The 12,786-nt window shown below is 53.8% G+C and carries 12 protein-coding genes and 3 tRNA genes; all 15 read right to left on the reverse strand.

The features are described from left to right. Nucleotides 1-103: 103 nt before the first annotated feature. The 15 genes from RT197_RS09090 to mngB all read right to left on the reverse strand — a co-directional run bounded on the left by RT197_RS09090 (nucleotide 104) and on the right by mngB (nucleotide 12,781). Nucleotides 104-179 (reverse strand) — tRNA-Lys (locus RT197_RS09090). Nucleotides 180-185: 6 nt separating this feature from the next. Then, nucleotides 186-261, reverse strand: a tRNA-Val gene (locus RT197_RS09095). A gap of 17 nt (nucleotides 262-278) precedes the next feature. Continuing rightward, a tRNA-Lys gene (locus tag RT197_RS09100) sits at nucleotides 279-354 on the reverse strand. A gap of 175 nt (nucleotides 355-529) precedes the next feature. Further along, nucleotides 530-1,324: a cell division protein CpoB gene (gene cpoB / locus RT197_RS09105; RefSeq protein WP_312949508.1), complete on the reverse strand. Its 795-nt coding sequence runs from the start codon at nucleotides 1,322-1,324 to the stop codon at nucleotides 530-532. A gap of 9 nt (nucleotides 1,325-1,333) precedes the next feature. After that, the gene (gene pal, locus RT197_RS09110; RefSeq protein ID WP_312949510.1) at nucleotides 1,334-1,858 is read right to left on the reverse strand and encodes a peptidoglycan-associated lipoprotein Pal; all 525 of its coding nucleotides are present in this window, start codon (nucleotides 1,856-1,858) and stop codon (nucleotides 1,334-1,336) included. A gap of 34 nt (nucleotides 1,859-1,892) precedes the next feature. Continuing rightward, nucleotides 1,893-3,185, reverse strand: a complete 1,293-nt coding sequence (gene tolB, locus RT197_RS09115) for a Tol-Pal system beta propeller repeat protein TolB (RefSeq protein WP_312949513.1) — start codon at nucleotides 3,183-3,185, stop codon at nucleotides 1,893-1,895. A 133-nt stretch (nucleotides 3,186-3,318) separates the two neighbouring features. Beyond that, the gene (gene tolA / locus RT197_RS09120; protein WP_312949514.1) at nucleotides 3,319-4,590 is read right to left on the reverse strand and encodes a cell envelope integrity protein TolA; all 1,272 of its coding nucleotides are present in this window, start codon (nucleotides 4,588-4,590) and stop codon (nucleotides 3,319-3,321) included. 64 nt (nucleotides 4,591-4,654) lie between these two features. Next, complete coding sequence (tolR, locus tag RT197_RS09125; RefSeq protein ID WP_312949517.1) at nucleotides 4,655-5,086, reverse strand: colicin uptake protein TolR; 432 nt, start codon at nucleotides 5,084-5,086, stop codon at nucleotides 4,655-4,657. A gap of 3 nt (nucleotides 5,087-5,089) precedes the next feature. After that, entirely contained in the window at nucleotides 5,090-5,782 is a 693-nt protein-coding gene (gene tolQ / locus RT197_RS09130; RefSeq protein WP_312949519.1) for a Tol-Pal system protein TolQ, read from the reverse strand. Next, the gene (gene ybgC, locus RT197_RS09135; RefSeq protein ID WP_312949522.1) at nucleotides 5,779-6,183 is read right to left on the reverse strand and encodes a tol-pal system-associated acyl-CoA thioesterase; all 405 of its coding nucleotides are present in this window, start codon (nucleotides 6,181-6,183) and stop codon (nucleotides 5,779-5,781) included. The genes tolQ and ybgC overlap by 4 nt, the downstream gene beginning before the upstream one ends. Before the next feature lie 148 nt (nucleotides 6,184-6,331). Beyond that, nucleotides 6,332-6,625 (reverse strand): cyd operon protein YbgE, encoded by a 294-nt coding sequence (ybgE, locus tag RT197_RS09140; protein ID WP_312949524.1) that lies wholly within the window; start codon nucleotides 6,623-6,625, stop codon nucleotides 6,332-6,334. After that, complete coding sequence (gene cydX / locus RT197_RS09145) at nucleotides 6,625-6,738, reverse strand: cytochrome bd-I oxidase subunit CydX (protein WP_271281493.1); 114 nt, start codon at nucleotides 6,736-6,738, stop codon at nucleotides 6,625-6,627. Before cydX ends, ybgE begins: the two co-directional genes overlap by 1 nt. 14 nt (nucleotides 6,739-6,752) lie before the next feature. Next, entirely contained in the window at nucleotides 6,753-7,892 is a 1,140-nt protein-coding gene (gene cydB / locus RT197_RS09150; protein WP_312949535.1) for a cytochrome d ubiquinol oxidase subunit II, read from the reverse strand. A gap of 15 nt (nucleotides 7,893-7,907) precedes the next feature. Further along, nucleotides 7,908-9,476: a cytochrome ubiquinol oxidase subunit I gene (cydA, locus tag RT197_RS09155; protein WP_312949537.1), complete on the reverse strand. Its 1,569-nt coding sequence runs from the start codon at nucleotides 9,474-9,476 to the stop codon at nucleotides 7,908-7,910. A gap of 674 nt (nucleotides 9,477-10,150) precedes the next feature. After that, complete coding sequence (mngB, locus tag RT197_RS09160) at nucleotides 10,151-12,781, reverse strand: mannosylglycerate hydrolase (protein ID WP_312949539.1); 2,631 nt, start codon at nucleotides 12,779-12,781, stop codon at nucleotides 10,151-10,153. Nucleotides 12,782-12,786 lie beyond the last annotated feature (5 nt).

Genomic DNA, 12,786 nt, shown 5'->3' on the forward strand with positions numbered 1-12,786 from the left:
AACCTGCGACCAATTGATTAAAAGTCAACTGCTCTACCAACTGAGCTAACGACCCATCGGGTCACGCCTTCGAAGATACTGCTTGCTCGGGTCCACCTGATGATGGTGGGTCGTGCAGGGTTCGAACCTGCGACCAATTGATTAAGAGTCAACTGCTCTACCAACTGAGCTAACGACCCGAGCGGTGGTGGGTGATGACGGGATCGAACCGCCGACCCCCTCCTTGTAAGGGAGGTGCTCTCCCAGCTGAGCTAATCACCCGTTACTGCGCTGGTTAGTGGTGGGTCGTGCAGGATTCGAACCTGCGACCAATTGATTAAAAGTCAACTGCTCTACCAACTGAGCTAACGACCCACTATTTTACTGCTTTTCGGCTGCTTCAGGCTTGTTTGATATCCCGTGGCAACGGCGGCATATATTACTGATTTAAGAATTCAGCGCAACAAAAATTTTGAGGAAGATCACTTAACTGCTTATGATTCATGCAGCAAGACCAGAAATAAAGCGCTTTCTGGTCATGCGCTAATCATTACAGACCAGAAAGACGTTTTTGCGCCTGTTTGGCTCCGTCGGTGCCTGGATACTTGTTGATCACCTGCTGGTAAACGGCTTTCGCTTTCGCGGTATCACCTTTTTCCTGCATGATGATCCCGACCTTGAACATGGCATCAGCAGCTTTTGGCGATTTCGGGTAATTTTTTACCACATTCGCAAAATAATACGCCGCGTCATCCTTTTTCCCCTTGTTGTAATTCAACTGTCCGAGCCAGTAATTCGCATTCGGCAGGTAGGTTGAATCCGGGTACTTTTTGATGAAGTTCTGAAAGGCGGTGAGGGCATCATCCTGGCGCGATTTATCCTGCACCAGCGCGACAGCCGCATTGTAATCGGTATTGGCATCGCCGCTTTGGACCGGTGCGCCTGACGCCGACGCGCCCGCATTCGGCGCTGGCGCTGGTGTTGCGCTGGCCGCCCCGCTCTGATCGCCGTTCGCAGGCTGCGCCGCTGCGCCGCTGCTGCCAAGGCTATCTATCTGCAACTGCACCTGTTTCTGACGCTCAATGACCTGACTGAGCTGATACTGACTTTCCTGAATCTGACCACGCAGGGTGTCAATATCGGTCTGATTGTCAGTAAGCTGCTGCTGGAGCTGGGTTAAAAGCTGGCTGTGAGCATTTGAAATACGCTCAAGTTGAGTGACGCGGTCTTCGACCGAGCCGGAGCCGACACTACTGATTGGTGCCTGAGCAAAAGCGGCCCAGGGGGCCGCTATTCCAACCAGTAACGACAGACTCAGTAGTTGATGTCTGAAGTTACTGCTCATGCCATTCTCTTAGTAAACCAGTACGGCGCGACGGTTTTTGGCGTAAGCCGATTCGTCGTGACCCAGTACTGCAGGTTTTTCTTTACCGTAAGAAACGATGGAGATCTGGTCAGCAGAAACGCCTTTACCCTGCAGGTACATTTTAACGGCGCTGGCACGACGTTCACCCAGGGAGATGTTGTACTCAGGAGTACCACGTTCGTCCGCGTGACCTTCTACGGTGACTTTGTAAGACGGGTTGCTACGCAGGAAGTTAGCGTGCGCATCCAGCATTGCAGCGAAGTCAGAACGGATATCGTACTTGTCCAGATCGAAGTAAACGATGTTGTTCTGTTGCAGTTGCTGCATCTGCAGACGTGCCTGCTCTTCAGAAGACGCGTTGCCGCCGCCGTTAGCATCCATACCAGTGCCAGCGCCGTTCAGCATACCGCCTTCGCTACCGTCGTTGCTGGCATTCTTGTTGGAAGAACACGCTGCGATTGCCATAACAGGCAGGGCAATCATCAGCCCTTTCAGCACTTTGTTCAGTTGCATTTCAATGATTCCTTTATTAATCAATTATTTATTATCACAGATACGGCGACCAGGCAGGGAATTTGACCTGTCCATCAGTTGCCGGAAGACGCGCTTTGAAACGCCCATCTGTAGAAACCAAATTCAGCACGGAACCCATCCCCTGAGAAGAGCTGTAGATTACCATAGTGCCGTTAGGTGCCAGACTTGGCGTTTCATCCAGGAACGTTGACGACAGAACCTGTACGCCACCCGCTCCGAGATCCAGTTTAGCAATGTGTTGCTGCCCACCGTTGGAGCTAACCATTACCATAAATTTACCATCGCTGCTGACATCAGCATCCTGGTTTTGTGAACCTTCCCAGCTAATGCGCTGCGGCGCACCGCCGTTGACGTTCACTTTATAGACCTGCGGACGACCGGCCTGGTCAGAGGTAAAGGCCAGATTCTGGCTGTCCGGGAACCAGGTGGGTTCAGTGTTGTTGCTGCGACCATCAGTTACCTGGCGGATTTGACCAGAGCCAACGTCCATCACGTACAGGTTAAGGCTACCGGTTTTAGACAGGGCAAACGCCAGTTTGCTGCCGTCCGGTGAGAATGCCGGTGCACCGTTGTGACGCGGGAAGGAAGCCACCTGACGCACGGCACCGTTCGCCAGCGTCTGGATCACCAGCGCAGAACGACCGCTTTCAAAGGTGACGTAAGCGAGCTTGTCACCTTTCGGAGACCAGGCCGGAGACATCAAAGGCTGCGGTGAACGGTGAACCACAAACTGGTTGTAGCCATCGTAATCAGAAACGCGCAGTTCATACGGGAACTGACCGCCGTTGGTCTGCACTACGTAGGCGATACGAGTACGGAATGCGCCTTTAATACCGGTGATTTTTTCAAAGACTTCATCACTGGCAGTATGACCTGCATAACGCAGCCACTGCTTGTTCACTTTATACGTGTTCTGCGCCAGTACGTTCGGCGCACCGCCGCTCACGTCAACCAGCTGGTAAGCCACGCTGTAGCTTCCGTCCGGGTTTGGCGTCACCTGACCCACAACAACTTCGTTAATGCCAAGCGCAGTCCAGGCAGCCGCCTGAACGTCCTGTGCGGTTGCCGGCTGCTGTGGCAGCTTGGCGCGATCTAATGGATTAAATTTACCGCTGTTACGCAGGTCTGCACCCACGATACCGCCGATATCTTCAGGCGCGGCACCAGGCCCCGCCCACTGAAAAGGCACCACACCAATTGGGCGGCCCGCTTCCACACCGCTGTCGATCACGATGCGGACTTCTGCGTGCAGCACTGCCGCCCACATAATCAGAAAACCAAATGCTACTCGTAATGCCTGCTTCATCATATCTCCCTTATCCAGGCGGAAAGCCCACGATAATTTAGCAGAATGTTAACAAACTAAAATGGACAAAACTACTTTCACCCTGTCACTACCAGAGGTGATTCTTCTGCCGCTCTCACGGTCAAAGTTTAACCTATGGTTTAAAGTCCAGCGGTGCATTTTTAAAGACTTCGTATACCGCCTGGCTTGGTGGTTTTGGGATCTTCGCCTGTTTAGCCGCTGTAAGAGCAGCCTGGCAGAGCGCGGGATCGCCACCTTCAGACTGGATATCAAGCAGTAAGCCGTCAGGAGCCAGTTTCAGGCGCAGCGTACAGGTTTTACCTGCATAAGACGATGCGTCATAAAAACGGCTTTCGATGGCAGCTTTAATCTGCCCGGCATAGTTGCTGATATCCGCGCCTGATGCGCCATTATTTTTAGTATTACCACTCCCTGCCGGAGAAGCATTATTCCCTTTCGCTCCGCCACCGGTTTTCGGTGCATTCTTACCGGAGCTAAGATCGCCAAAGATATCATCAGCCGCAGCATCCGCTGCGGCTTTTTCAGCGGCAGCTTTTTTGGCTGCTGCTGCTTTATCTGCTGCGGCCTTGTCGGCGGCGGCTTTTTTATCAGCAGCGGCTTTCTTGTCCGCAGCCGCTTTCTTATCGGCGGCCGCTTTTTCAGCCGCAGCTTTGTCAGCAGCAGCCTTTTTATCGGCAGCGGCTTTCTTATCTGCAGCCGCTTTTTCTGCGGCTTTCTGCTCGGCGGCGGCTTTTTCAGCAGCGGCTTTCTGAGCTGCGTCCGCTTTAGCTTTTTTCTCCGCTTCGGCAGCCGTTTTAGCAGCTTCAGCCTGTTTCTTCGCTACGGCAGCGGCTTTTGCCGCCTCGGCGTCGGCCTGTTTCTTCGCATCCGCTGCCGCTTTCTTCGCTGCCGCCTCCGCTTCTTTAGCCTGGGCATCCGCTTTGGCTTTTGCCTCCGCTTGCGCTTTCGCCGCCGCTTCCTCAGCCTGTTTTTGCTGCGTTTTCGCCTGCTGCGCCGCTTCTTCAGCTTTTTTCTGTTCTTCTTGCTGCTGCGCCGCTTCTTCCTGCGCCTGCAGTTTTTCTTTCTCAAGCTGCTTTAGCTTTTCCTGATCAGCAGCCTGTTTATCACGTAGCTCCTGCGCCTGTTGCTGTTCCTGCTTTTTGCGTTGCTCAGCGGCACGGCGGGCGCTCGCTTCCTGTGCTTTGGTGCGATTATAGTTCTCAACGACCGCGCCGGAATCAACCATCACGGCATCAATAGAAGAGCCGCCTCCCCCGCCTGCGGAAGCTTCAATATGCTCATCGAACGAACTCCAGATCAGCCCTGCCACCAGAATAACGTGCAGCACGACTGAAATGATTATCGCTCGTTTAAGCTTGTCGTTTTGTTCGGTTGCCTTTGACACTCTCGGTTCCCAAAAACAGTTCGCCTGTTACCCGCCGTTTGCACAGCGGAGAAAATATGTCGGATCAAATAGGCTGCGTCATCAAACCAACCGATTTCACACCCGCAGTATGTAACAGGTTCAGCGCTTTAATAATTTCATCATAAGGCACGTCTTTCGCGCCACCGATTAAAAAGACCGCTTTCGGATTCGCTTTCAGACGGCTCTGCGCTTCGGCAATGACCTGCTCCTGCGGCAACTGCGGAAGCGTCTCGCCGCCCACCTTGATGCTGTATTGCCCAATGCCGGAAACCTGCACAATCACCGGCGGCTCGTCGTTGGAATTAACGGCCTCCGTCTCCTGGGCTTCCGGGAGATCAACTTCCACGCTCTGGGTAATAATCGGCGCTGTCGCCATGAAGATCAGCACCAGCACCAGCAACACGTCCAGCAGCGGTACGATGTTGATTTCGGACTTGACTTCGCGACGGCTCCGACGTCCACGTGCTTTAGCCATGATTTACCCCTTATTGCTCTCGCTGCTGCTAAACGCCTGACGATGCAGAATGGCGGTAAATTCTTCCATGAAGTTGTCGTAGTTCAGTTCGAGTTTGTTAACGCGCTGGTTCAGGCGGTTGTACGCCATTACCGCCGGAATTGCCGCAAACAGACCGATCGCGGTCGCGATCAGCGCTTCTGCGATACCCGGCGCAACCATTTGCAGGGTGGCCTGTTTTACCGCACCGAGACCGATAAACGCGTGCATGATCCCCCATACCGTACCGAACAGGCCGATATAAGGGCTGATAGAGCCAACGGTGCCGAGGAACGGGATATGCGTTTCCAGGCTTTCCAGCTCGCGGTTCATGGAAATACGCATAGCGCGGGAAGCCCCTTCCACGACCGCTTCCGGCGCGTGATTATTAGCGCGGTGCAGTCGGGCGAACTCTTTAAAGCCGCTATAGAAGATTTGCTCAGAGCCCGCCAGACTATCGCGACGCCCCTGGCTTTCCTGATACAGGCGAGAAAGCTCAATCCCCGACCAGAATTTATCTTCGAACGCTTCCGCTTCACGCGCAGCGGCATGGAGGATGCGCGTTCTCTGGATGATGATGGCCCAGGACGCGATTGAAAAGCCAATTAAGATCAGCATGATAAGTTTAACCAGAAGGCCAGCCTTCAGGAACAAATCAAGGATATTCATGTCAGTCACTGCTTAAACTCCGCGACAATAGACTTGGGAAGCGCACGAGGCTTCATTAAGAGTGGATCAACGCAGACAATCAGAACCTCAGCTTCGTTCAGGATTTTATTCTCTGCATTGACGATGCGCTGCGTGAACACCAGCGAGGTACCACGCATCGATGTTATTTCCGTTTGAACGTCGAGCATGTCATCGAGTCTGGCGGGCGCAAAATACTCGATCGTGATTTTGCGAACCACAAAGGCAACCCGTTCAGCCAGCAGAACCTGCTGACTGAAGTGATGATGACGCAGCATCTCTGTGCGTGCTCTCTCATAGAAAGCCACGTAGCTGGCGTGATAAACCACACCACCGGCGTCGGTGTCTTCATAGTAGACACGTACCGGCCATCGAAACAGCGTTGTATTCACTTTACATCCCAGTAACGCAAAAAAGGTTAGAGCTTTCAAACTTCGCTACTATACGCGCGGGAAAGGTTGTTTGGAATGGGTTGAAGTAAACGTAGAGTAAAAATTTATGGGCTTTTGCAAGCCCATAATCGTAAAGGTGTGTACTTGCTCAACTAAAGAAAAAAATCAAGCCTGCAATCAGGACGACATCGGCAACAAGTGGACAAAATATGCCCTGCCAGACCACCGCACGCGGGCGAAAACCGACGCCGTGGATCACCCCGGCACAAACCGCCCACATCAGCACCAGTCCGTGCCAGATTGCCAGTCCGCTGGTCTTCGCCGCAAAGCGGGTCGGGTCCCAGAACATGCAGCCTGCCAGCAGTAATGCCATCACTAAAGAAAGCGCCCGTAACGGGCGCTTGTCCATTACCGCATAAAGAGACGCGATAATCGTTTTCATCAGTGTTTTTCTTCGCCTGCTTTGGCCGCTTCAACGTGTTCAAGCGCCAGCGCAGTGATCACGCCGAATGCACAGGCAAGAAGCGTTCCGAGGATCCATGCGAAATACCACATATTTAGCTCCTTACTTAATACATAGAGTGAGTGTTGCTTTCGATCTGTTCTTTCGTAATGCGACCGAACATTTTCCAGTAACACCAGCCGGTGTAGAGCAGGATAATCGGCACAAATACCAGCGCAACAAAGGTCATCAGATTCAGCGTCATCTGGCTGGAGGTGGCATCCCACATCGTCAGGCTGGCATTCATCATGGTGCTTGACGGCATGACAAACGGGAACAGCGCAATACCCGCAGTGAGAATGATGCACGCCAGGGTCAGAGAAGAGACAACAAAGGCCAGCGCCCCTCTTTCCAGACGTGACAGCAGGATCGTCAGCAGCGGCAGCACTACGCCCAGCGCCGGGATCAGCCACAGAGCAGGCATATTATTGAAGTTCACCAGCCATGCACCGGCCTGACGCGCAACTTCTTTAGTCAGCGGGTTTGAAGCAGCATGATGATTAATGGCGGAGGTCACGACATAGCCATCAATACCGTAGACCACCCAAACGCCAGCCAGCGCGAAGCAGATCATGGTAACCAGCGCCGCAATCTGCGAGGTGGTACGCGCGCGCAGATGCAGTTCGCCGACGGTACGCATTTGCAGGTAAGTCGCGCCCTGGGTGATGATCATCGCCACGCTCACCACGCCCGCCAGCAGGCCAAACGGGTTCAGCAACTGGAAGAAGTTTCCGGTGTAGTACAGACGCATGTATTCATCTACGTGGAACGGTACGCCCTGCAACAGGTTGCCGAACGCCACGCCGATCACCAGCGGCGGCACAAAGCTACCGATGAAAATGCCCCAGTCCCACATGTTGCGCCAGCGGGAGACTTCAATCTTCGAGCGGTAGTCAAACCCGACCGGACGGAAGAACAACGACGCCAGCACGAGGATCATCGCCACATAAAAGCCGGAAAACGCCGCGGCGTAAACCATCGGCCAGGCAGCGAACAGTGCGCCACCGGCGGTGATCAGCCATACCTGATTGCCGTCCCAGTGCGGGGCGATGGAGTTAATCATGATCCGACGCTCGGTGTCATTACGGCCGAGGAAACGGGTGAGCATCCCCACCCCCATGTCGAATCCGTCGGTAACCGCAAAACCGATCAGCAGCACGCCAATCAACAGCCACCAGATAAAACGCAATACTTCATAATCAATCATTTGACGACTCCTGTCTTAGCGTGCCGGTTGCGAAGCGACGGTAGACTGCTCGTAGTGATAACGACCGGTCTTCAGGCTGCTTGGGCCAAGGCGTGCAAATTTGAACATCAGGAACAACTCTGCCACCAGGAACAGGGTGTACAGGCCGCAAATTAACAGCATGGAGAAGATAAGGTCGCCCGGTGTCAACGATGAGTTAGCGACTGCGGTCGGCAGCACCTCACCAATGGCCCACGGCTGACGGCCGTACTCTGCCACAAACCAGCCCGCTTCGATGGCAATCCACGGCAGCGGGATCGCGTAGAACGCGGTGCGCAGCAGCCATTTTTTCTGCCCGATACGGTTGCGGATCACGCTCCAGAAAGAGGCGGCGATGATCAGCAGCATTAATATGCCGCAGCCCACCATAATACGGAACGCAAAGTACAGCGGCGCAACGCGCGGAATAGAGTCTTTAGTTGCCTGCTGGATTTGCGCTTCGGTAGCATCAGAGACGTTTTCCGTATAGCGCTTGAGCAGCAAGCCATAGCCAAGGTCTTTTTTCACGCTGTTGAACTGATCGCGCACGGCCTGATCGGTAGAACCGGCACGCAGCTCTTCCAGCAGGTGGTAAGCACGCATCCCGTTACGAATACGCTCTTCGTGCTGCACCATCAGGTCTTTCAGGCCGATAACCGGCGTGTCAACCGAACGGGTGGCAATGATGCCCAGCGCGTAAGGGATCTGGATAGCGAGATGGTTCTCCTGAGAATCCTGATCGGGAATACCAAACAGCGTAAAGGAAGCAGGCGCAGGCTGCGTTTCCCATTCGGCTTCAATGGCCGCCAGTTTAGTCTTCTGCACGTCGCCCATTTCGTAACCGGATTCATCACCCAGAACAATAACGGACAGCACCGCCGCCATGCCGAAGCTGGCTGCAATAGCAAACGAACGTTTAGCAAAGGCAAAGTCGCGACCGCGCAGCATGTAGTATGCGCTGATACCGAGAATAAACATCGCGCCGCAAACGTAGCCGGAAGCCACGGTATGGACGAATTTGACCTGGGCAACCGGGTTCAGCACCAGCTCGGAGAAGCTCACCATCTCCATACGCATGGTTTCGAAGTTGAAGTCTGAGGCAATCGGGTTCTGCATCCAGCCGTTAGCGACGAGGATCCAGAGCGCGGAGAGGTTAGAGCCAAGCGCCACCAGCCACGTTACCGCCATATGCTGCACTTTGCTCAGGCGATCCCAGCCGAAGAAAAACAGCCCGACGAACGTGGACTCCAGGAAGAACGCCATCAACCCTTCGATGGCCAGCGGCGCACCGAAGATATCGCCCACATAGTGAGAGTAGTATGACCAGTTAGTCCCGAACTGGAACTCCATAGTCAGACCGGTTGCCACACCCAGCGCAAAGTTGATACCAAACAACTTGCCCCAGAATTTGGTCATATCTTTATAAATTTGTTTGCCGGAAAGCACGTACACCGTTTCCATAATGGCCAGCAAAAACGCCATACCCAGCGTCAGCGGCACAAACAGAAAGTGGTACATCGCAGTTAAGGCAAACTGTAAGCGCGACAGTTCGACGATATCTAACATTATGACTCCTTGCTCATCGCATGAAGACTCCGAGAGTGAACCCCGTTAGAAAGGATCACACGCATGCCCCAATACAAATTATATGTAGCTTTTCTGCCGTAGAATGCGGATTTATCATTGCGTTCTCACTTTTATACTGAAAAGTTACAAATACGTTAATAAAAAACTCAAATTGATCCCGCGAATATACTACGCCGTAAAACCCTTGCAATAAACAGGTTTTTACAGAGTAATTTTACGATTTTAGATGGCGATCAAGATCTGCACATTTTATCAGTTTGCGGCAGATTTGATCTGCAACAATTTAGCCCTTTCTGGTGCATTTTTCAAAGTATTACTTTTTGATTTAAATCAATTTTAGCGATAATTGTTAATTATGTTCGTATTTGGCGTCCAGAGTAAAAACCATGTTAAAAACATGATCTTTTAATAACATTGATGACGGTCAATTATTGCGAAAAGCCTGCGCCCGCAGGTTAAATTAATGAGGGGAAAAAAATTAACGCCGCCAGAGGAAAAAATACGGCGGTCTGAGCCTGTTTTCATGTAGCCAGAGTGGTTATCGTTGTTTATTACATTTATTTTACTTACTAACCCGTGAAAATTAACACCGCTGATTGATACTTCCGGTGAATAACAAAGCCACTCATTGAGTGGCTTTGCGGGGGTGAGATTTAAATCTTAACGCTCCACGTTCGCGCCTGTCCTGGGCGGAAGCTGACGGGCCGGGCGGTGATGTCCGCGCCCTGCGCGCGGAACTGTTCGTCCATCCCGGTTTCCTGACAGTGCGGATGGTGCTGATTAAACATCAGCATCGTCTGCGCGTTTTCGCTGTCCGACGGGTTAAAGAGACGCACAATCAGTTCGTCGCGATCTTCCGCCTTTTTCAGCACGCTTAGCTGACAGCCGGTGGAAGGCATACTGAACAGGCTGTAGTTTTCCGGCGCGGTCAGCGTGCTGCGGTTGAGTTTCATGGCGTCCCAGGGGATTTTGTTGTAGCACTGTACCGGCGTCAGCCAGCACCTTGCCTGCTGCGCGACGCCCGCATTAAGCGGTGACCCCACGAACGGCCACAGGCTGAAGCGACACTGAAGTTCCCCGCGCAACTGCGAATCCGGCACCGGCATTTTGATCCCGGAAGGCCGCCCCGGTCGCAGGAGCAAATCTTCTTTGCCGAGCAGCCCGACGCCGCGCAGCAGCGTCAGCGCAAACGCGCTGCGTTCTTCGCCAATGATTTCCACCTCGCGCAACCCCTCGCTGAACAGCGCCAGGCCGTGGCGTTGATGTTGCAAGGCGGCGTAATTAAGCAGATTCCACACCGGCACCGGCGCTTCTTTCCAGCCCTCTTCCTGCCAGTTTGCCATCGCCGGATCGCTGACCGGGCGCGTAACAGCGCCAAACTGGGTATCGGTCAGAACCGTTTGCGCTTTATACGGCACCGGAATGCGCACCCGCACGCGGTGATCGTCGGCCTGATTCACAATCCGCAGGTCAAAATCCACGCGTTTGCTGTGATGGCTCAGCGTAATAGTGCTGTCGATAATCAGCCTGCCATCACGCTGACGCGCGGCGCGTTGCGCCAGATCCACAGGAACAGCCATTTCACTGCGCAGCGTTGCCCGGCTTTGCCACGCATCGTGGGTGACATTCATCAGGCGGGTCGTCCCGGCGGAGGTGAGCAGCCACTCTTCGCGCAGCGGGGAATAATCATATTCGTCACCGTCGTCGGAGCCGTCTTCAAATTCCAGCACCCGGTCGTACACCAGACCGCTGTCTTTATCGGTCATTTTCAACGTGCCGTCATCGTTGAGCACGATCCGCCAGCCGTCGTTTTCCAGTAGCGCGTCGCTCTGCGCCGGTACGGCCGCCTGCGTCCCCGCTTCGCCGGGTAAAATATGCAGCGTCAGATAGCCCATCGCGGGCAGCACCTGGCACAGCTGGATGTCGTACTCCATAAAGGGATCGTAGTTGCCGTAATGGACGATCTGGCGGTCCACCAGGCCGGGGTCAATCTCCCGTTGCGCGCGAATGTAATACGGCACATCGTGGCCTTCGCTGTCCTGCAAGCGGAAGGCGGCGGCGCGCAGGCGGAGGGTGGTGTTGACCACTTCCTTACGCGGCCACGGCATCAGGTTGAAGAGCGCCAGTTTATCGCCCGCCTGCTGCGGCATATTGTCGACGATTTTGCGCATATAAAAGCGAATGAGGCTATCGGCCATATCTTCCGCCAGCCAGAAGCGGCTCATGATTTCGCGATGCACTTCATCGCTACAGCAGCAGCCGATACTGTCGTGGGCGTGATTTTTGAGGATCTCTTTCCACATTTTTTCCAGCAGGCCGTGCTGATACTCAAAGCCCAGCGTCCAGGCGAGGGTCGCCAGCGGCTCCAGCAGATTAACGATTTTGTTTTCAATTCGTGCGTGGGCAATTTTGATATCCATCCGCGTGGAGCCGATGGTGCGGTGCACGCGCATATATTTGCCGTCAATGAATTCGCCTTTCAGCGTTGCCAGCGCATCGCGCTGTTGCTCAATACGTTCGAAGACCTCTTCAAAGCGGCTCATCACAAATTCTCGCTGCGGATAAATTTCACGCAGTTTAGCCATCACCGCAAAGATATTTTGCTGGAGCGGCATCTGATCGTGGCCGTTCGGCAGCAGGATCTCTTTGGTGATCGAGGCGCTTTCCAGTACTTCAAAGTAGCTGTCGAGACGTTTACGCAGCCCCTCTTCGTCCTCCGGCAAATATTTGCCGATGGCATAACCCAGCGGCAGCACCTGGGCCACCACTTCGCTCCCCTCCCCGCTCTGCCAGAGGAATTCTGTTTTATCGGTGCCGTGACGCTCGGAACAGCCGCGCCAGAACATGGTGCGCGTAATACCAAAGCCGTTGTAGATTTGCGGAAGCTGCCCGGACATGCCGAACGAATCCGGCAAATAACCGATTTTCATCGGCTCGCCAAACGCCAGGCAGTCGCGCATCCCGTAAAGCAAATTACGCAGGACAGACTCGCCTGCCACAATGGTGGTGTCGGTTTGCGTATACCACGGGCCGACGATCAGCCTGCCCGCCTGCACCAGCGCCGTCACCCGCGCTTTGTTTTCCGGTTTTACCGCAAAATAATCTTCGAGGATCGCCGTTTGCCCGTCGAGAACGTAGTATTTGTACTCCGCATCCTGCTCCAGACGGGTGAGGATTTCTTCCATATTATTGACGAGTAAAATGCGGGACTCTTCGGTGGTGAAGTACCACTCTCTGTCCCAGTGCATATGCGGCGTAATGTGAACGCGAGATACAGCTTTCATCTTCG

It is taken from the genome of Superficieibacter sp., from assembly GCF_032071645.1.
Classification (GTDB): domain Bacteria; phylum Pseudomonadota; class Gammaproteobacteria; order Enterobacterales; family Enterobacteriaceae; genus Superficieibacter.

What these genes read in the sequence shown, in the direction of transcription:
- cpoB (WP_312949508.1), bottom strand. Translation starts at nt 1,324, where the DNA reads ATGAGCAGTAACTTCAGACATCAACTACTGAGTCTGTCGTTACTGGTT.
- pal (WP_312949510.1), bottom strand. Translation starts at nt 1,858, where the DNA reads ATGCAACTGAACAAAGTGCTGAAAGGGCTGATGATTGCCCTGCCTGTT.
- tolB (WP_312949513.1), bottom strand. Translation starts at nt 3,185, where the DNA reads ATGAAGCAGGCATTACGAGTAGCATTTGGTTTTCTGATTATGTGGGCG.
- tolR (WP_312949517.1), bottom strand. Translation starts at nt 5,086, where the DNA reads ATGGCTAAAGCACGTGGACGTCGGAGCCGTCGCGAAGTCAAGTCCGAA.
- ybgE (WP_312949524.1), bottom strand. Translation starts at nt 6,625, where the DNA reads ATGAAAACGATTATCGCGTCTCTTTATGCGGTAATGGACAAGCGCCCG.
- cydX (WP_271281493.1), bottom strand. Translation starts at nt 6,738, where the DNA reads ATGTGGTATTTCGCATGGATCCTCGGAACGCTTCTTGCCTGTGCATTC.
- cydB (WP_312949535.1), bottom strand. Translation starts at nt 7,892, where the DNA reads ATGATTGATTATGAAGTATTGCGTTTTATCTGGTGGCTGTTGATTGGC.
- cydA (WP_312949537.1), bottom strand. Translation starts at nt 9,476, where the DNA reads ATGTTAGATATCGTCGAACTGTCGCGCTTACAGTTTGCCTTAACTGCG.
- mngB (WP_312949539.1), bottom strand. Translation starts at nt 12,781, where the DNA reads ATGAAAGCTGTATCTCGCGTTCACATTACGCCGCATATGCACTGGGAC.